Below are 18843 nucleotides of genomic sequence, written 5' to 3' on the forward strand. Positions count from 1 at the left end.
CCGCCGGCACGTTCGCGGCGGATAACGCTGGCGCGTTATCCGCCCTACAAAAACCATGAGGCTCGGTGTCGCTGGGGTTCGCGAGCAAGCTCGCTCCTACAAGGGAAACGCCGGCACCAACCTGTAGCGAGCTTGCACGCGAACCGATCAGGAGCCCAATGCGGCCGGAGTGTCGACGTCGCGCAGCACGCCCGCGTCATTCACATCGACAAGCACGCAACGATCACGATTGGCCTGCACCACGGTGCGGGCACCTTCGTCGCCGATAAGTTGCGTCAGCGCCGGCCAGAAGTCGCGCCCAAACACCACGGGGTGCCCCCGTTGGCCATCAAAGAGCGGGAAAAGAATGGTCGAAGCCGTGGCGGCATCGGCCAACTGGCGCAGGGTTTCCGGGGCGATCCACGGCATGTCGCCGAGCAGGATGGCGACCGCCTGGGCGTCGCTGTCGCACAGGGAAACAGCGCCGGCAGCCAGGCTGTGGCCCATGCCGAGCGCCGCTTGCGGGCTGTGGATAACCCGGCAGCCGGCAGGCAGACCGAAATCCTCCGCCCGCTCGCCCTCACGCAGCACAACACGCACTTCATCGAACACCGCCTGGGCCCGCTCGACACTGTGCGCCAGCAGGCTGCGGCCGTCGGGCAGCATCGCGCGGCGCTTGTCCGCGCCGAAGCGCGAGCCCAGGCCGGCAGCCAGGACCAGCGCGACGACCGTCACAGCGCCTCGCGTGCGATGCCGCTGCGGGTGCGCAGGATGTCGGCGAGCACTGCCAGGGCGATTTCCGCCGGGGTCTTGCTGCCCAGGTTGAGACCGATGGGCGCGTGGATGCGCGCCAGCTCCGCCTCGTTCAGGCCGCCGATACGGTGCAGGCGTTCGCGGCGCTTCTCGGAGGTGGTGCGCGAGCCCATCACGCCGATGTAGAAGGCCTCGGTGCGCACGGCTTCGAGCATCGCCAGGTCATCGATCTTCGGGTCGTGGGTCAGGGCGACCACGGCGGTATCCGCGTGGCAGCCACCATCGGCGATGAAGATCGACGGCAGTTCGCGGCGGATTTCGATGCCGTCCAGTACCACACCCTCCAGCGCTTCCTCGCGGGGGTCACAGAGGATGACTTCGAAGCCCAGGCCCTTGCCGAACTCCGCGCAGAAATGCGCGACACTGGAATAACCCGCCAGCAGCAGGCGCTGGGCGGCGCCAACGCGCAGACGCACGTTGGCTTCGTCACGCTCTACGCGCGGGCCGTGGTCGTGGTCATCGCTCAGGCGGCGAGAGCCGTCGACCAGGCTCACTTCACGCAGCAGGCGGCGCTGGCCGAGCAGCGCCGACTCCAGCTCGCGCAGGTGCGCCTGGACCTCACAATCGGGCGCGAGGTTTTCCACCAGCACATCGAGGATGCCGCCGCAGGGCAGGCGGATGTTCGAGCGCGTGTCGGTGCCGTCGCCATAACGCACGACGACTACCGGCTCGCTGAACTCGCCCTCGGCGACGCGTTCGAGGAAGTCATCCTCGACGCAGCCGCCGGACAGCGAGCCCACCCACTGGCCGCTGGCGTTGACCGCCAGCAGCGAGCCCGGCGCGCGGGGCGCCGAGCCGTAGGTGAAGAGCACGCTGCACAACCACACGCGCTGGCCGGCGCTGGACCACTGGAGCGCCTGGCGGACCACTTGCAGATCGAGATGCTGCACGACTCACTCCGCTTTGAGTTGAGCGACCTGTTGTACGCCCATGTCGCCCGGCAAGCCACCCCAGGCCTGACGCAGGTAGTTGATCAGGTCGGTGAGCTGCTCGTCACTGAGCTTGTCGGCGAAGCCCGGCATCGGCTGCATGCGCTCGAAACCGGTGAACTGCTGCTCGCGGATGCCCTCGACGATGACCTTGGCCAGGTTGCGCGAATCGGCCAGGCGCAGGGTGGTGTTGCCCTGCATCGCCACGGCAATGTGCGGCTTGCCCTCGCCGTCATTGCCGTGACAGCCGGCACAGACGTTGAGGTACTGCTGGCGGCCACGCTTGGCGCTGTCGCCGAGCTGGTCCTGGGCAACCGCCTGCACAACCTTCGCCTGCGGCGGCTGATCGCCGAGCAGGTAGGTGGACATGGCGGCCAGGTCCTCGTCACCCAGGTGCTGGGTGCTCAGGTGCATCACCGGGAACATCTCGTTGAACATGCTGCCTTGCGGGCTCATGCCGTGCTTGAGGAAGCCGGTGAGATCGGCGCTGGTCCAGCCGCGTTCGGCCAGATCCTGGGCCAGCAGGCTCGGAGCGCTGTAGCCGTTGAGCAGGCCGCCGGTGAGGCGCTTGTCCTGCTGCAGCGCGCCGATCTGGTTGCGCGGGGTGTGGCACTCGCCGCAGTGGCCGAGCACTTCCACCAGGTACTGGCCGCGCTTGTAGGCGTCGCTCTTGCCCTCCGTGCTGTCCAGCTGGACGCTCTTGCCGTACAGCATGTTCCAGCCGGTCAGACCCAGGCGCACGTTGAACGGGAAGCTCAGGCTGGTTTCGGGCGCGGCGCGGTGCACCGGCGTCTGGCTCATCAGGTAGGCGTAGAGGGCATCGCTGTCCTCGCGCGTGATGAGGTGGTACGAGGTGTAGGGCATGGCCGGGTAGAGGTTGGCGCCGTCCTTGCGCTTGCCCTCGGTGAGGGCGGCGAAGAACTCGTCGGCGCTGTAGCCGCCGATGCCGAAGTCCTTGTCCGGAGTGATGTTGCTGCCGTAGATGGTGCCGAACGGCGAGTGGATTGGCAGGCCGCCGGCGAACGGCGCGCCGCCCTCGGCGGTATGGCAGGCCATGCAGTCGGCGGCGCGGGAGACGTACTCGCCGCGCTTGATCTGCTCCTGATCTGCCGCCTGGGCGCCAACCGCCAGGCCGAGGCCGGCAGCCAGCGCGAGGCCGGAAAGAATACGCTGCATGCTTAGCCCTCCTTGACCAGGCCGAGATCGGTCAGCACTTCGCGGGTGGCGTCGTAGTAACGCACGTACCCGGTGCAGCGACAGATGTGGTGGCCCAGGCTGGCCTCGATGGTCGCCTCCAGCTCGCTCTTCTTCAGCGGCTGGCGCTGAGCCTTTTCCACCAGCACGGTGGCGGCGTTGACGAAGCCCGGTGCGCAGTAGCTGCACTGGAAGGCGAAGCGGTCGACGAACTTCTGCTGGATCGGGTTCAGCTCCTTCACCGAACCGTCTTCCTCACGCTTGGCGTGGCCCTCGATGGTGCGCACCTTCTTGCCCTCGAAGTAGTGCGCGCCGGTGATGCAGGTGCGCACTTCCTCGCTGGTGCCGTCGGGGTTGTCGACGATCACCACGCAGGCGTGGCAGATGCCCTGGCCGCAGCCCAGGCGAGAACCGGTGAGGTTCTGGTATTCGTGCAGGTAGTCGATCATCGGCAGGTCCTCGGGAACCTCGACCGGACCGACGGTTTGACCATTGAGGGTCAGGTTGAGCGGACGGTTAGCCATTGAGGGCCTCCTTGATACGAGCGGGGGTGATGGGCAGGTCGCGGACGCGCTTGCCGATGGCGTGGGCCACGGCGTTGCCGATGGCGCCGACCACCGGGATCATCACCACTTCGGCGATGCCCTTGGACGGGTCGCTGGGCGAGAGCGGCGGAAGGATTTCCGAGCTCTGCTGCCAGACGGCCACGTCTTTCGCCTTCGGGAGGCGATAGCGGTTGAAGTTCCAGTCGCCCTCGCCCGGGCCACCCTCGTACAGCGGCATGTCTTCCAGCAGCGCATGGCCGATGCCCATGGCGGTGCCGCCTTCGATCTGGCCTTTCACCAGCTCCGGCACCAGCACGCGGCCGCACTCGATCCAGCTGTGGTGGTTGAGCACGCTGACTTCACCGTTGCCCTTGTTCACCTTCAGCTCGACGATGGTCGCTACCGGGCTGTAGTAGGTCACCGCGGCGTTGTTCAGTTGCACCGGCGGGTAGGCCACGTTCTGGCGATCCAGCAGGTGGAAGCCGGCGCTGTTCATCTGCGCCTTCTTCACCCCCGGCGCGCCGTCGCCGTATTTCACGGCCAGGGCGTCCAGGGGCAGGCGGTCACGCACGCCGTCGATGACGAAATCGCACTCGGCCCAGCTCCAGCGGTTGAAGCCGTGGACGGTGGCACCGGTAACCAGGCCTTTTTCGTGAGCGACCTGCGCCAGCTCGGCGAACGACAGCGGCTGCAGGCCGTTGGCGGTCAGCTTGCCGTCCACCCAGTGGGCGTCTTCGCGGCGCACCACCAGCGGGTTGGCGGCGCCGTTGAACGGACCGCGGCGCCAGATTTCCAGGGCCGCCGGCCACAGGCCGTGGTTGAACAGCACACGCGCCGCTTCGCGAGTGGCGTGGCTGAAGTAATAAGCCGAGTTGGTCGCCGACGACGCCGAAGCGTACTTGCCGACCCAGCGCGGGTTGCGCAGCTTCTCGTCCTGGGTGGGCTGGCTCATGGTGTAGGGGTCTTCGCCGCTGAGCAGCTGAAGCTCCGGCCACTCGGTTTCGGCGGTCTTCATCTCGTCCGCCGGCTTGCCGAGGAAGTCGGCCACCACCAGCGCCTGAGAGGTGGACATGCCGGTGCCGATCTCGATGCCGATGTGGCGCATGTGCACCTTACCCTGGGCATCGAACTCGATGCTCGCCATGGGCGCTTCGGAACCGGTGCCGAAGTCCTTCTGGCAGATGGCGAAGCCGACGCCGTACCAGTGGTCCGGGTCCTTGGCATCCATCTCTTTCTTGCGCGCATCGCGGGTCTTCCACCACTCATGGGCGGCGGCCTTGTCGAGGATCTCGTGCAGGCGCAGGGCGCCGGCGGGGATCGCACCCTGGGTGTTCTTCATGCCCGACTTCAGCGCGTTGACTCGGCGCAGCTCGATGGCGTCGACGCCCAGGCGACCGGCGATCTCGTCCACCATCATCTCGGTGGCGGCCATGCTCTGCAGGGTGCCGTAGCCACGCATGGAACCGGCCTCGACGGCGCGGGAATGGTAGGCGGTCACCTGCAGGTCGTTCTGCGGCATGTAGTAGATCGACTGCGCAGCGGTGGCGCCCACAGCGGCCACGGACGGGCTGTAGTTGATGCGGCCGCCGCCGTCCACACTCATCTCGGTGCGGAATACCTTGAAGGTCAGGTCCTTCTTGTCCACCGCGAGTTGGTAGCGAATGTCGAACGGGTGGCGCTTGATGCCGCTCTGGAACTGCTCGTAGCGGTCATTGGCCAGGCGCACCGGCACGCCGTTGCCGTACAGCGCAGCCAGGGCCGCGTAGAAGACGAAGATGTTGTGGTCCTTGGAGCCGTAGCCCACGGTGTAGCCGGGGTGCATGTTCAGCTTGGCCAGGCCGAAGCGCGACGGGGCGATCATGTGCGCCGTCTCATAGGCCGCCTCGAACGGGCACTGGGTGGCGACCACGAAATGCAGGGTCTTGCTCGCCGGGTCGTACCAGCCGTTGCCGTTGTCCGGCTCCATGGCGGCCGGCTCGATGGACGGGGTCTTGTAGCGTTCGTCGAAGACCAGCCAGTTTTCCGGCGGGTTGTCGATCTGCTCCTTGATCTTCTGCGCGTAGAACAGGCCCTGCTCGGTGAGGTCGCCGTGCTGGTTGGGCTGCTGGTTCCACACCGGCTTGCGCTCGCGGATCATCGGGAACAGGATCGAGTCCTTGAGGCTGGAGAACTCGTCCGGATCGGCCGAGGTCGCGCCACCGACGCGCACGTAGCGGAAGCTGCCGTAGGGATCGCCCTGATACAGCGGAGCCTGCGCGCCGTAGCGGATCGCCTTGTCGTTGAACTTCATCTTCAGCTTGGCCTGACGGAAGCGCTCGAAGTCGTTCCAGATCAGGATGGCCACCGGATGGCCGATGAACATCGGCACCTTGCCGCGCGGCAGCAGCGGGTCCGGGGCGTGGGCTTCGGGGAAGACGATGCCGTCCTTGTCCAGGTCCTCGGCGGTGACGATGCGGTCAGGCTGCAGCTCGGCGCCCAGCCAGGCGAGATCGATGCCGTCGAAGATGCGGTCGGCCTTGATGGTCTTGAGCAACATGGCATGGCCCTGCTGCTGCGGCCAGCCGGGCATGTCCTTGGAACGGATGTCGCGGGCGAACACCTTGTTGCCGCAGACCTTGGACAGTGCGTCGTTGCGGAAACGCACCTTGCCGTCGTGGCCCATCCACTGCTGGGGCGAGACGGTGACGGAGTTCTCCATCAGGGCAGCGAAAGCCCGGCTGCCGAGCGGCGCCAGCGTCACGCTGACGCCGGCGATCAGCCCGCCTTGCAGGAAGGCACGCCGGGAAATATCACGGTTGGACATGGTTCATCCTCTGGACGGTGAAGGCCCGCCCATGTCGATTTCTGGTGCTGAATAAAACTGGAAGGGTGCGCAATCGGGGGGCGTTTCGAAGGTGACGCCGAAGGGTGTTCTTGCTGTAAAACCTGACCCTTTCGTCAACTTTAACCCATCTGCATCCTTCCAGGCAAAGTCAAGCAGGCAACTTGTCGCGCTGTCAGCCAATCGGACGACCTGCCATCCATCTGTGCCGCGGACGCTCAAGCCCGCCCATTCCGCACCGCACAACCGGGGAAGTGCTACATCGTGTTACGCTTCGCAGCCTTTGCTTAGCCCCCTAACGACTCCTCCAGCGAAAGCCTCCGCCATGTCTGCCGAAGCCACGTCCCTGCTGCGTCACCGCCCCTTCCTCGCCTTCTGGCTCGCCCGCGTCTGCACCGCCAGCGCCTTCCAGATGATCACCGTGGCCATCGGCTGGCACATCTACCAGCTGACCCACAACGTGCTCGACCTCGGCCTGGTGGGCCTGGTGGAATTCCTCCCGCGCGTGATCTTCATGCTGCATACCGGCCACGTCGCCGACCGCTACGACCGCCGGCGCATCGCCTCGCTCTGCCAGATCGGCCAGGGCCTGGTGGCGGTAGCGCTGGTGGTGGGCGCCAGCACCGACAGCGTGACCCGCGAGATGATCTTCGTGATGGCCTTCCTGCTGGGTACCGCTCGGGCCTTCGAGATGCCGACCACCCAGGCGCTGCTGCCGAACATCGTGCCCAGCGCGCTGTTCCCCCGCGCCGTGGCCGCCTCCGCCTCGGCCATGCAGGCGGCGACCATCGCGGCGCCGGCCTTCGGCGGCTTCCTCTATGCCTTCGGCGCCTTCTGGGTCTACACGCCCACTGCCGTGCTGTACTTCATTGCCTGCATATTGGTGCTCACCCTACCCTCGCGCCAGGCTCCCGCCGTCCAGGGCAAGGCCACGCTGGAATCGTTGCTGGCCGGCATCCGCTTCATCCGCAGCCGCCCGGATATCTTCGGCGCCATCTCCCTAGACCTGTTCGCCGTGCTGCTCGGCGGCGCCACCGCGCTGCTGCCGGTGTTCGCCAAGGACATCCTGCTCACCGGACCCTGGGGCCTGGGCCTGCTGCGCTCGGCGCCGGCGGTGGGCGCGCTGCTGATGTCGTTCTGGCTGGCGCGCTTCCCCATCGAGCGCAACGTCGGACGGATCATGTTCCTCTCGGTGGGCATCTTCGGCGTCACCACCATCGCCTTCGGCCTGTCGACCTCCTTCTGGTTCTCCCTGGCGGTGCTGGTGGTGCTGGGCGCGGCGGACATGATCAGCATGGTCATCCGCGGCGCCTTCGTGCAGCTGGAAACCCCGGACGAGATGCGCGGCCGGGTCAGCGCGGTGAACGGCCTGTTCATCGGCGCCTCGAACCAGCTGGGCGAGTTCGAGTCGGGCGTCACCGCCCACTGGTTCGGCACCGTGCCGGCGGTGGTGCTGGGTGGAGTCGGTACGCTGATTGTCACTGGCGCGTGGATGAAGCTGTTCCCTACCCTGGCCAAGCGGGACAAGCTGCACTGAGCCCCCATCGCTCCTTGTAGGAGCGAGCTTGCTCAATTACATAAAGCCCAATCCCGAACACCAGACAAAAAAATCCCCCGCACGAAACCGTGCGAGGGATGTGGGAACGGGCGCCGGGGGAAGGCGCCCGGATGGGATCTGTCAGTGCGGCGTGCCCAGCCCCGCCGCGCTCATGAACAGGCGCATCAGCCAGGCCGCAACGCCCAGGCCGGCCACGCTCAGCGCCCAGATCAGCACCAGCCAGCCGAGCCGCTTGCGCAGCGGCGCCTTCTCCTGCTCGTCGTGAGTCATGCCGCGCACCTCAGTGGTAGCCATCGCCATGCTTCACCTTGCCGCGGAACACGTAGTAGCTCCACGCGGTGTAGCCGAGGATGAAGGGGATGATGAACAGCGCGCCCACCAGCATGAAGCCCTGGCTCTGCGGCGGCGCCGCGGCGTCCCAGATAGACAGCGACGGCGGCACGATGTTCGGCCACAGGCTGATGCCCAGTCCGCTGTAGCCGAGGAAGATCAGCACCAGGGTGAGCACGAAGGGCTTCACATGGTCGTTGCTGGCCACCGAGCGCAGCAGGTTATAGAGGGTCAGCAGCACCAGCAGCGGCACCGGCAGGAACCAGAACAGGTTGGGCAGGCTGAACCAGCGCTGGGCGATTTCCTCGTGGGCCAGCGGGGTCCACAGGCTGACGATGCCGATCACCGCCAGCAGCACCAGCGCCAGCGGCTTGGCCAGGTCGTGCATGCGTTCCTGCAGACGCCCCTCGGTCTTCATGATCAGCCAGGTACAGCCCAGCAGCGTGTAGGCGACCACCAGGCCGAGGCCGCAGAACAGCGGGAACGGCGCCAGCCAGTCCAGCGCGCCACCGGCGAAGGCGCGGTTTTCCACTGGAATGCCCTCGATGAAGGCACCCAGCGCCACGCCCTGGAAGAAAGTCGCCACCAGTGAACCGGCGATGAACGACTTGTCCCACAGGTGCCGCTTGGCAGGCCGCGCCTTGAAGCGGAACTCGAAGGCCACGCCGCGGAAGATCAGCCCCACCAGCATCAGGATCAGCGGCAGGTAGAGCGCCGAGAGCACGGCCGAATAGGCCACCGGGAAGGCGCCGAACAGCGCGGCGCCACCCAGCACCAGCCAGGTCTCGTTACCGTCCCAGACCGGCGCCACGGTGTTCATCATCACGTCGCGGTCGCCTTCGTCCTTGAAGAACGGATAGAGCATGCCGATGCCCAGATCGAAGCCATCCATCACGACGTACATCATGATCCCGAAGATGATGATGATCGCCCAGATCAGCGGAAGATCGATTCCCATGGCTCAGTTCCTCCCTGCCGGGCTAGCGTTGTCATCGTCGTCGAAGTCGTCCTCGGCAGCCGACAGCGGCCGCGCCGGAGTACGCTTCTGGCCGGCGCCGCCATGGCTGGTTTCGCGACCTTCGTGGGTGACCGGGCCCTTGCGCACCAGACGCATCATGTAGCCGATGCCCACGCCGAACAGGGTGAAATACACCAGCACGAACATCACCAGGGTCAGGCTCATCTGCGTGACGCTGTGGTTGGACACCGCCTCGGAGGTGCGCATCAGGCCATAGACGACCCACGGCTGGCGGCCGATCTCGGTGGTGAACCAGCCGGCGAGGATGGCAATCAGGCCGGACGGTCCCATCCACAACACCAGCTTGAGGAACGCACGGTTCTCATAGAGCCGCTTGCGCAGGCGCAGCCAGACGCTCCACAGGCCGACCAGGATCATCAGCATGCCCAGCCCCGCCATGATGCGGAACGACCAGAAGATGATGGTGGAATTGGGACGGTCCGCCTTCGGGAAGTCCTTCAGCGCCGGGATCGGTTCGGTCAGGCTGTGATTCAGGATCAGGCTGCCGAGTACCGGGATTTCGATCTTGAAGCGGGTTTCCTCGCGCTCCATGTCCGGCCAGCCGACCAGCACCAGCGGGGTCGGCCCGCCTTCGCTGTTGTCCCAGTGACCTTCGATGGCGGCGATCTTCGCCGGCTGGTGCTTCAGCGTGTTGAGACCGTGGGCATCGCCCACCATGGCCTGGATGGGAGCCACGATCAGCGCCATCCACATGGCCATCGAGAGCATCTTGCGGATCGCCGGGTTGTCACGGCCACGCAGCAGGTGCCAGGCCGCCGAGGCGCCGACGAAGAAGGCGGTGGCGACGAACGAGGCGATCGCCATGTGCAGCAGGCGATAGGGGAAGGACGGGTTGAAGATGATGGCGACCCAGTCCACCGGCACCACGACGCCGTTGACGATCTCGTGGCCCTGCGGGGTCTGCATCCAGCTGTTGGAGGCGAGGATCCAGAAGGTGGAGATCAGCGTGCCGATGGCCACCATCACCGTGGCGAAGAAATGCAGGCCCGGACCGACACGGTGCCAGCCGAACAGCATGACGCCGAGGAAGCCGGCCTCCAGGAAGAACGCCGTGAGCACTTCATAGGTCAGCAGCGGGCCGGTGACGCTCCCGGCAAAGGCCGAGAAGGCGCTCCAGTTGGTGCCGAACTGATAGGCCATGACGAGGCCGGAGACCACGCCCATGCCGAAGTTGACGGCGAATATCTTCGACCAGAAGTGATAGAGGTCGCGGTAGACCTCATCCGACGTCTTCAGCCACAAGCCTTCGAGCACCGCCAGATAGCTGGCGAGACCGATGGTGATGGCGGGGAAGATGATGTGGAAGGAGACGGTAAAGGCGAACTGGATCCGAGCCAGGTCGAGCGCCTCTAATCCGAACATGACGATTCCTCTTCAGGCTGACGCCCGCCACGCCAGTGGCCAGGCACCTTGCCTTGCGCATGCGCAGGGCGTTCTTGCGTGAGTCTGTGTTTCGAGCCACCGATCTGATGTCGGTTCGGCTTCATTTTTGCTGCCCATTCAGAATGGACCGTGATCTGCATTGATGCCGCTCAATGAAGCAACTCGATCTTACGCCGCCAACCCGTGCGCACCGCCGTGGTGGGTTGCCGCGCGGCGGGGTGTCGCGCGACAGCTTGTCTCAGGTCGCTCGTGCGCAGCCATATGAACAAAATCGAATATCAAAATGAAAAATTAATATTTTATTGGAATAAAAAAGGCCGGTAACTTCTGCCTCAACCGCGGCCACTGGCGCTGCGGAAAAAGAATCCACCGCCCGTACGAAGGCCCCATCCCGGCCGGCCCGGACGCCAGCGGTCATCTGCCCCACAAGGACATCGCAATGAAAAAGCTGCTGCTTCTGACCGCCCTCGCCGCTGCCTTCACCACCTCGGCTTTCGCCAATGAAAAGCTGATCGTCGCCGCAACCCCGATTCCCCACGCCGAGATCCTCGAGCTGATCAAGCCGACCCTGGCCAAAGAGGGCGTGGACCTTCAGATCAAGGTCTTCACCGACTACGTGCAGCCCAACGTGCAGGTCGCCGAGAAGCGCCTGGACGCCAACTACTTCCAGACCAAGCCGTACCTGGACAACTTCAACGCCGGCAAGGGCACCCACCTGGTCACCGTGACCGGCGTGCACGTCGAACCCTTCGGCGGCTACTCGAAGAAATACAAGTCCATTGACCAGCTGCCGGACGGCGCCACCGTCGCCATCCCCAACGAAGGCAGCAACAGCGGCCGCGCGCTGCTCCTGCTGCAGAAGGCCGGCGTGATCAAGCTGAAAGACCCGAGCAACGCCCTGGCCACCCCGAAAGACATCGCCGAGAACCCCAAGCACCTGAAGTTCAAGGAACTGGAATCGGCCCTGCTGCCGCGCGTGCTGGACCAGGTCGACCTGGACCTGATCAACACCAACTACGCGCTGGAGGCCAAGCTCAACCCGGTGAAGGACGCGCTGATCCTCGAAGACCGCAACTCGCCCTACGTGAACTACCTGGTGGCGCGTCCGGACAACAAGGACAGTGATGCGCTGAAGAAGCTCTCCGCCGCCCTGACCAGCCCGGAAGTCAAAGCCTTCATCGAGAAGAAGTACAACGGCGCCGTGGTGCCTGCCTTCTGATCCGGTCGCCCGGCTGCGGCCGGGCGCTACGACTCCCACGCTGGGCGCGCTTTCGGCGCACCCGCTTTGACGCCGGTGGGCAGGTTCCACCGGCGTTTTTCTTTTCGAGGTACTCGTCATGAGCGAATCCCCCAAAGGCCCCTCCACCCGCGCCGTGCACGCCGGGCACGACGTCGACCGGCGCATGGCCACCCGCGCCAAGAGCCTGCCGATCTACCAGAGCTCGGTGTTCGTCTACGACTCCCTGGAGCAGGTCGACGACTTCCTCGCCGGCAACCCCGACAACTACATGTACACGCGCATCGGCAACCCCAACCACAGCGCCGTGGAGGAGTTGCTGCGCGAGCTGGAAGACGGCGAGGACGCGCTGTTCTCCGCCTCCGGCATGGCGGCGATTTCCGCGGCCCTGCTGGGCGTGCTGAACGCCGGCGACCACCTGATCGCCAGCCGCGAGCTGTATGGCACCACCCAGAGCCTGATCGAGAAGGAGCTGGCGCGCTTCGGCATCGCCTCCACCCTGCTCGACCTCAATGACCTGGCCGCCGTGGAAGCAGCGATCACCCCGAGTACCAAGCTGATCTATACCGAGACCGCCTCCAACCCGCTGGTTCGGGTGAGCGACGTGCCGGCGCTGGCCGCCCTCGCCCACCGCCACGGACTCAAGCTGCTGGTGGACAACACCTTCCTCTCGCCCGTGCTCTACCAGCCGCTGCGCGACGGCGCCGACCTGGTGATCCACAGCACCACCAAGTACCTCAACGGCCATAGCGACGCCATGGGTGGCGCGCTGGTGGGCGACGCGCAGTGGATCGCCGCCGCCCGGCGCTTCCAGATCAACGCCGGCGGCAGCGCCAGCCCCTTCGAGAGCTGGCTCAACTTCCGCGGGGCCAAGACCCTGGCCCTGCGCATGCGCGCCCATTCGCAGAACGCCCAGGCCTTGGCCGAAGCCCTCGAAGCGCACCCGCAGGTCGAACGCGTCTACTACCCCGGCCTGCCCTCGCACCCGGATCACGCACTTGCCCAGCGCCTGTTCCGCAAAGGCTATTCGGGCATGTTGAGCTTCACCCTCAAAGGCGGTCTCGACCAGGTGGACAGCCTGATCGGTCATCTGCAACTGGCCGCCTTCGCCCCCTCGCTCGCCGGCGTCGCCAGCAGCATCACCCACCCTGGCAAGACCTCGCACCGCGCGCTGTCCGCCGATGCCCTGACCGCACTGGACATCCACGACGGCACCATTCGAGTCTCGGTGGGCATCGAGGACAGCCAAGATATCGTCCAGGACTTCCTGCAGGCGCTGGACGCGCTGTAGGAGCAAAAGGAGAAACACCATGAACGCACCCCACGCGCCGCTGCCGCTGCTGACCTTCCCCGACGCAGACAAGAGCCCGCTGAGCATCCGCGCCAAGGCGCTGGTGTTCTTCGACCCGCGCTCCCACGAAGTGCGCGACGAAGTGGAACGCCTGGCGCCGTTGCCGCAACCGGTGCTGATCCACGGCGAAACGGGTACCGGCAAGGAACTGCTGGCCCGCCACATCCACCGCGCCAGCGAGCGCCCCGGCCTGTTCGTCGCGGTGAGCTGCAGCGCCCTGAGCCGCAACTACGCCGAGGCCGAGCTGTTCGGATACGCGCCGGGCGCGCACAACGGCCCGGTGGGCAGCCGCGCCGGCTGGTTCGGCTCGGCCAATGGCGGGACCCTGTACCTGGACGAAATCGCCGACCTGCCGCTGTCGCTGCAACAGAAGCTGTTGCGCGTGCTGCAGGAACGCGAAGTGCTGCGCGTCGGCGCCCGCGAACCGGTGCCGGTGGACGTGCGCCTGGTCGCAGCCACCAGCCTCGATCTGGGCCAGGCGGTGAAGGCGGGGAAATTCCTCGAAGGCCTGCAGCAGTACCTGCACGACGGCAACCTGACCTTGCCGCCGCTGCGCGAGCGCATCGGCGATATCCAGCCTCTGGCCGAATACTTCCTCGGCGTGCACGCGCAACGCCTGGAACTGCCGGTGCCGCAGATCACCAGCGATACCCAGCGGGTGCTGGAAAGCTACCCCTGGCCGGGCAATATCCGCGAGCTGGAGAACGTCATCCACTTCGCCCTGCTGGTCAGCCCCGGCTCGGAAATCGAGCCGGAGCACCTGAACCTGCCGGACAGCACGGAAGCCGATTTGCGGGCACTGCTGCGTCGACCGGGTGTCCGCGAACGGTTGCGAACGCTGCTGAACGAGGCGTAGCGCTGAACCGTTTCACTTGAGGCGACGAATGGTCGCAGTGAAACGATTCGCCGCCTCTCTAGACGACAGCAGAGAATCCTGAGCAAGCTATCAATTTCAGGATTTTATCCTGCAAAAACCCAGCAAGGCAGACCCATCGACCAGATCAATATCAACCATAAAGACCATTCACTTATATTTGTCATAAATATCAGGGAAAATGGCTATCAGGCAGTCGGGACCCAATTTCCCCGAGCCTTTGGAGACTATCGTGACCAGCTTTGCCGCTCTTGCCAGCTTTTTCGCCGCCACCGCCTTCCTGAACGTACCTGCGCAGGTCGACCCGGAACGCCGTGAGATTCGCCAAGCGAAGAAAGCCCGCCGCAAGTAAAGCAGTACCCGCTCCGCTCGGCCCTCGTACAGGGCCGGCGGCGGGACCATCGGTCCCACCGATTGGCCTTCGACGGCCGTATCGTGTTTTCATTGAATGATTGTTCAAGGAAAAACACGAGGGACCCCGCCCGTTTTGTCTGCACCGCAATCCCCTACTCCGTCCGTAACACCCAGCCCCTCCATGCGCATGAACCCACCGGTCTTCTACGGTGCGGCGGCGCTGATCCTTCTCTTCGCACTCCTCGTCCTCGGCCTGCCGCAACGCGCAGGTGACTGGCTGCTAGCCGCCCAGACCTGGGCCGCCGGGACCGTCGGCTGGTACTACCTGCTGGCGATGACGCTGTACCTGATCTTCGTGGTGGTCACCGCGCTTTCCGGCTATGGAAAGATCAAACTCGGTGCCGACCACGACGAGCCGGAATTCAGCTACCTGTCCTGGGCCGGCATGCTCTTCGCCGCAGGCATCAGCATCACCCTGTTCTTCTTCTGCGTTTCCGAACCACTCACGCACTTCCAGCAGCCACCGCAAGGCGCGGCAGGCACCCAGGAAGCCGCGCGCCAGGCCATGCAGCTGCTGTTCCTGCACTGGGGCCTGCACGGCTGGGGCGTGTTCGCCCTGGTGGCGATGGCGCTGGCCTACTTCGCCTACCGCCACAACCTGCCATTGGCGCTGCGCTCGGCGCTCTACCCGCTGATCGGCAAGCGCATCAACGGCCCCATCGGCTATGCGGTGGACTGCTTCGGCATCATCGCCACGGTGTTCGGCCTGGGCGCGGACATGGGCTTCGGCGTGCTCCAGCTCAATGCCGGTCTGGACTTCCTGTTCGGCATCGCCCACAGCCACCCGGTGCAGATGACGCTGATCGCGCTGATGATGGGTGCGGCGATCCTGGTGGCCGTCTCCGGCGTCGACAAGGGCATCCGCCTGCTGTCGGACATCAACATGGTCCTGGCCTGTGCGCTGCTGCTCTTCGTCCTGTTCGCCGGGCCCACCCAGCACCTGCTCAACACCCTGGTGCAGAACATCGGCGACTACCTCGGCAGCCTACCGACCAAGAGCTTCGACCTCTACGCCTACGGCAAGGACGGCAGCGACTGGCTGGGCGGCTGGACAGTGTTCTACTGGGCCTGGTGGATCGCCTGGGCGCCCTTCGTCGGCCTGTTCATCGCGCGCATCTCGCGCGGGCGGACCATCCGCGAATTCGTCTTCGGCGTGCTGTTCATCCCGCTCGGTTTCACCCTGGCGTGGATGTCGATCTTCGGCAACAGCGCCCTGGACCAGGTGCTCAACCACGGCTTCAGCGAACTGGGCCGGATGGCCGTCGAAGAGCCCTCCATGGCGCTCTACCAATTGCTGCAGAACTACCCCGGCAGCCGCGTGGTGATCGCCGTGACCGTGCTGGTCAGCTTCGTGTTCTTCGTCACCTCGGCCGACTCCGGCACCGTGGTGCTCTCCACCCTGTCCGCCCACGGCGGCAGCGCCGACGACGACGGCCCGAAATGGCTGCGGGTGTTCTGGGGCGTGGCCACCGCGCTGGTCACCGGCGGGCTGTTGTTCGCCGGCAACATCGATGCGCTCAAATCCGCAGTGGTGCTCACTTCACTGCCCTTCTCGCTGATCCTGCTGCTGATGATGTGGGGTCTGCACAAGGCGTTCTACCTCGAATCGCAGCGCCAGCGGGCACGCACCCACTCGCTCGCGCCACCGCCCTCGACCAAGACCGGTGGCTGGAAGCGACGCATCTCCCAGGCGGTGCACTTCCCCACTCGCGATGAGGTGTATCGCTTCATGGTCGACGTGGTCAGCCCGGCGATTGCCGAGGTTTCGGAGGTGTTCCGCGAGAAGGGCCTGCAGGTGGATTCCGACCTGGATCTGGGCAACCTGGAGATCGGCCTGGAAATCGGTCACGGCGAACAGCATCCGTTCCTCTACCAGGTGTCGATGCGCGGCTACTTCACGCCCTCCTTCGCCCGCGCCGGCATGGGCGGCCTGCACCTGAAGAACCGCCGCTACTTCCGCGCCGAGGTGCACCTCTCCGAGGGCAGCCAGGACTACGACCTGATGGGCTACAGCAAGGAACAGATCATCAACGACATGCTCGACCAGTACGAGCGGCACCTGCAGTTCCTGCATCTGGTGCGCTAAGCCAAGCGCCTGCGCACACGCTTGTAGGAGCGAGCTTGCTCGCGAACCGCCCAACATCGGAGCGGCCAGTGAATCCGTTCGCGAGCAAGCTCGCTCCTACGAAAAACCCAAATGCGAAAGGCGCCCGCAGGCGCCTTCGCATCACCGCTCAGGATCAGCCGCGCGTGCCGGTGAGCACCTTGCGGTAGAACAGCACGCAGATCGCCACGAACACCACCAGGCCCAGCCATTGCGCGGCGTCTTCGAAGGAAGCGCCGACCAGCGCCAGCGGCGCGTCCTTGCCGGTGGTGCCGATGATGGCCGCCAGCAGGATGCCCATCAGGCTCTCGCCGACGATCAGGCCCGAAGCCAGCAGCACGCCACGACGCTTGGGCTCGTCGGAGAATTTCTCCTCGTTGATGCCGGCCGCCAGGGCGCGCTTCTTCAGTGCCGTTTCCAGCAGCCAGGCGAGCACCGCACCGACCACCAGGGTCATGCCGATGGTCGGCGGCAGGTAGATGCCCAGGCCCACCGCGAGGACCGGCAGACTGGCCTTGCCGGTGCGGCGCAGCAGCACGTCCACCAGGATCAGCGCGATGCCCAGCGCCACGCCGATGAGGATCATGTTCCAGTTCAGCGCATTGTGGAAAATCCCGCTGGCGATGGCCGTCATCAGCGTCGCCTGCGGCGCGGCCAGCGCGGCGTTCGGGTCCATGCCCTCGCGCGGCAGGGCGCCGGTGAAACCGTAGGCGTTGAACAGCAATTCCAGCACCGGCGGAATCACCAGCGCGCCCACCAGGCAGCCGACGATCAGCGCCACCTGCTGGCGCCACGGGGTCGCGCCGACCAGGTAGCCGGTCTTCAGGTCCTGCAGGTTGTCGTTGGAGATCGCCGCGATGGCGATCACCACCGAGGTGGTGAACAGCGCCAGGGCAATGGCGAGCTTGCCGCCTTCCAGCGCCAGGAAACCGTCCTCCAGGGAGCCGACCCCGAGGATCAGCAGCGACACCAGGATCACCGCGATGATGCCGATGCCGGAGATCGGGCTGCTGGACGAGCCCACCAGGCCGGCCATGTAGCCGCAGGCGGCGGCGATCAGGAAGCCGAAGAAGAAGGCGAAGATCACGCAGGCCGCCACCAGGCCCCAGAAGGCGAAGCCGTGCAGATCCGGCGCCGCCTCGCCGAGGAAGAAGGCGAACACCACGAACAGCGCCACCAGCAGGACGGCGGCGATGGCCACGATCCACTTCGCCGAGAGGTCCTGCTCGGTACGCAGGTCACTCACCTCGCCACGCCCCCGCACGGCGCTGAGCGACGACCAGACGCCCTGCACCATGGGCTTGAACAGGGTGGCCAGGGTCCATAGCGCGGCGATGCCGATGGTGCCGGCGCCGAGGAAGCGCACCTGGCTGCTCCACAGCTTGGTGGCCAGCTCCGGCAGGCTCTGCCCGGCGGCCAGCACGCTGTTCACCGAGAGCAACGGCACCGCCACGCCCCAGGCGATCACCACGCCGATGAGAATGGCGATACCGGCGGTGATGCCCATCAGGTAGCCGGCGCCGACCAGCGCCAGGGAGAAGCCGGTGGAGAGGCGGAACGCCGCCTGCCCTGCGGTGAGCCAGAAGCTGAAGCCTTCGGCGAGCACCTTGAAACCGCTGCTGAGCAGGCTGAAGGCGGCGGCGATCACGCCACCGGCGAGGATGTCGCGCAGGCCCGGCCCGCCGGTTTTCGCCGGCTTGCCCGCCGTCTCCTCTTCTTCGTCATGGCTGCCGACGCGCAGGATTTCCGCCGCCGCCACGCCTTCGGGGTACGGCAGGTTGCTTTGCACCACCATCACCCGACGCAGCGGGATGGTGTAGAGCACACCGAGGATGCCGCCGATGGAGCAGATGGCCGCGGTCTGCCAGAACGGGAAGCCGCTCCAGTAGCCGATCATCAACAGGCCGGGAAGAATGAAGATGATCGAGGACAGGGTGCCGGCGGCCGAGGCCTGGGTCTGCACCATGTTGTTCTCGAGGATGTTGGAGCCGGAGAAGTAGCGCAGCACGGCCATGGAGATGACCGCCGCGGGGATCGACGAAGCGAAGGTCAGGCCGACCTTGAGGCCGAGGTACACGTTGGAAGCGGTGAACACCACGGTGATCAGCGCGCCGAGAATCAGGCCGCGAACCGTCAGCTCGGCGAGGTTGGACTCGTCGGGAATCCTTTCTTGCATGTAGGCAGTCTCTTCATAAAGCGGAACTGCCAAAGCGTAGGACAGTGAGCCATCCGCCGCGACCTGGAATGGCGACGAATGCGGTCTGCGGTGCGG

14 protein-coding genes are annotated in these 18843 nt (G+C 65.7%); 5 read left to right on the top strand and 9 right to left on the bottom strand.

Annotation, left to right across the window (positions count from 1 at the left end; all coding sequences use genetic code 11):
• Positions 1–147 precede the first annotated feature (147 nt).
• The 5 genes from ACAW63_RS00855 to ACAW63_RS00875 are packed head-to-tail and all read right to left on the bottom strand — an operon-like array spanning position 148 to position 6263.
• Complete coding sequence (locus ACAW63_RS00855; RefSeq protein ID WP_371231002.1) at positions 148–714, bottom strand: NTP transferase domain-containing protein; 567 nt, start codon at positions 712–714, stop codon at positions 148–150.
• Complete coding sequence (locus ACAW63_RS00860) at positions 711–1682, bottom strand: XdhC family protein (RefSeq protein WP_275608766.1); 972 nt, start codon at positions 1680–1682, stop codon at positions 711–713. The genes ACAW63_RS00855 and ACAW63_RS00860 overlap by 4 nt, the downstream gene beginning before the upstream one ends.
• 3 nt (positions 1683–1685) lie before the next feature.
• Positions 1686–2897, bottom strand: coding sequence for a cytochrome c (locus tag ACAW63_RS00865; protein WP_371231004.1), 1212 nt, complete (start codon positions 2895–2897; stop codon positions 1686–1688).
• A gap of 2 nt (positions 2898–2899) precedes the next feature.
• A complete protein-coding gene (locus tag ACAW63_RS00870) occupies positions 2900–3439 on the bottom strand; it encodes a (2Fe-2S)-binding protein (RefSeq protein ID WP_259757479.1) in 540 nt (179 codons plus the stop codon).
• Positions 3432–6263: a xanthine dehydrogenase family protein molybdopterin-binding subunit gene (locus ACAW63_RS00875; protein ID WP_371231006.1), complete on the bottom strand. Its 2832-nt coding sequence runs from the start codon at positions 6261–6263 to the stop codon at positions 3432–3434. The genes ACAW63_RS00870 and ACAW63_RS00875 overlap by 8 nt, the downstream gene beginning before the upstream one ends.
• Before the next feature lie 343 nt (positions 6264–6606).
• Here ACAW63_RS00875 and ACAW63_RS00880 point away from each other — a divergent pair, with 343 nt between their 5' ends.
• The gene (locus ACAW63_RS00880; protein WP_371231008.1) at positions 6607–7818 is read left to right on the top strand and encodes an MFS transporter; all 1212 of its coding nucleotides are present in this window, start codon (positions 6607–6609) and stop codon (positions 7816–7818) included.
• A 141-nt stretch (positions 7819–7959) separates the two neighbouring features.
• Here the strand turns inward: ACAW63_RS00880 and ACAW63_RS00885 are convergent, their stop codons facing one another.
• Genes ACAW63_RS00885 through ACAW63_RS00895 form a run of 3 tightly spaced genes read right to left on the bottom strand, consistent with a single transcriptional unit; the run spans position 7960 to position 10570 of the window.
• On the bottom strand, positions 7960–8109 hold the full coding sequence (locus ACAW63_RS00885) for a DUF2474 domain-containing protein (protein WP_371234534.1): 150 nt from the start codon (positions 8107–8109) through the stop codon (positions 7960–7962).
• Positions 8110–8119: 10 nt separating this feature from the next.
• A complete protein-coding gene (gene cydB, locus ACAW63_RS00890) occupies positions 8120–9127 on the bottom strand; it encodes a cytochrome d ubiquinol oxidase subunit II (RefSeq protein ID WP_371231010.1) in 1008 nt (335 codons plus the stop codon).
• Between the two features lie 3 nt (positions 9128–9130).
• On the bottom strand, positions 9131–10570 hold the full coding sequence (locus ACAW63_RS00895; RefSeq protein WP_275608771.1) for a cytochrome ubiquinol oxidase subunit I: 1440 nt from the start codon (positions 10568–10570) through the stop codon (positions 9131–9133).
• Between the two features lie 460 nt (positions 10571–11030).
• Between ACAW63_RS00895 and ACAW63_RS00900 the strand changes: the two genes are divergently transcribed.
• The 4 genes from ACAW63_RS00900 to betT all read left to right on the top strand — a co-directional run bounded on the left by ACAW63_RS00900 (position 11031) and on the right by betT (position 16553).
• On the top strand, positions 11031–11810 hold the full coding sequence (locus tag ACAW63_RS00900) for a MetQ/NlpA family ABC transporter substrate-binding protein (protein WP_275608772.1): 780 nt from the start codon (positions 11031–11033) through the stop codon (positions 11808–11810).
• A gap of 118 nt (positions 11811–11928) precedes the next feature.
• A complete protein-coding gene (locus ACAW63_RS00905) occupies positions 11929–13119 on the top strand; it encodes a PLP-dependent aspartate aminotransferase family protein (protein ID WP_371231013.1) in 1191 nt (396 codons plus the stop codon).
• A 19-nt stretch (positions 13120–13138) separates the two neighbouring features.
• Positions 13139–14035: a sigma 54-interacting transcriptional regulator gene (locus ACAW63_RS00910; protein ID WP_371231015.1), complete on the top strand. Its 897-nt coding sequence runs from the start codon at positions 13139–13141 to the stop codon at positions 14033–14035.
• Between the two features lie 559 nt (positions 14036–14594).
• Positions 14595–16553, top strand: a complete 1959-nt coding sequence (gene betT / locus ACAW63_RS00915; protein ID WP_371234536.1) for a choline BCCT transporter BetT — start codon at positions 14595–14597, stop codon at positions 16551–16553.
• A gap of 154 nt (positions 16554–16707) precedes the next feature.
• Here betT and ACAW63_RS00920 read toward each other — a convergent pair whose 3' ends face one another.
• On the bottom strand, positions 16708–18747 hold the full coding sequence (locus ACAW63_RS00920; protein ID WP_371231018.1) for an OPT family oligopeptide transporter: 2040 nt from the start codon (positions 18745–18747) through the stop codon (positions 16708–16710).
• Positions 18748–18843: the final 96 nt, after the last annotated feature.

This window comes from Pseudomonas sp. QE6 (genome assembly GCF_041379005.1).
Lineage (GTDB): Bacteria > Pseudomonadota > Gammaproteobacteria > Pseudomonadales > Pseudomonadaceae > Pseudomonas.

Bases quoted from the DNA above. Each gene is read 5' to 3' on its own strand.
- ACAW63_RS00865 (WP_371231004.1), bottom strand. From the start codon at position 2,897: ATGCAGCGTATTCTTTCCGGCCTCGCGCTGGCTGCCGGCCTCGGCCTG.
- ACAW63_RS00870 (WP_259757479.1), bottom strand. From the start codon at position 3,439: ATGGCTAACCGTCCGCTCAACCTGACCCTCAATGGTCAAACCGTCGGT.
- ACAW63_RS00875 (WP_371231006.1), bottom strand. From the start codon at position 6,263: ATGTCCAACCGTGATATTTCCCGGCGTGCCTTCCTGCAAGGCGGGCTG.
- ACAW63_RS00880 (WP_371231008.1), top strand. From the start codon at position 6,607: ATGTCTGCCGAAGCCACGTCCCTGCTGCGTCACCGCCCCTTCCTCGCC.
- ACAW63_RS00885 (WP_371234534.1), bottom strand. From the start codon at position 8,109: ATGACTCACGACGAGCAGGAGAAGGCGCCGCTGCGCAAGCGGCTCGGC.
- cydB (WP_371231010.1), bottom strand. From the start codon at position 9,127: ATGGGAATCGATCTTCCGCTGATCTGGGCGATCATCATCATCTTCGGG.
- ACAW63_RS00895 (WP_275608771.1), bottom strand. From the start codon at position 10,570: ATGTTCGGATTAGAGGCGCTCGACCTGGCTCGGATCCAGTTCGCCTTT.
- ACAW63_RS00900 (WP_275608772.1), top strand. From the start codon at position 11,031: ATGAAAAAGCTGCTGCTTCTGACCGCCCTCGCCGCTGCCTTCACCACC.
- ACAW63_RS00905 (WP_371231013.1), top strand. From the start codon at position 11,929: ATGAGCGAATCCCCCAAAGGCCCCTCCACCCGCGCCGTGCACGCCGGG.
- ACAW63_RS00910 (WP_371231015.1), top strand. From the start codon at position 13,139: ATGAACGCACCCCACGCGCCGCTGCCGCTGCTGACCTTCCCCGACGCA.
- betT (WP_371234536.1), top strand. From the start codon at position 14,595: ATGAACCCACCGGTCTTCTACGGTGCGGCGGCGCTGATCCTTCTCTTC.
- ACAW63_RS00920 (WP_371231018.1), bottom strand. From the start codon at position 18,747: ATGCAAGAAAGGATTCCCGACGAGTCCAACCTCGCCGAGCTGACGGTT.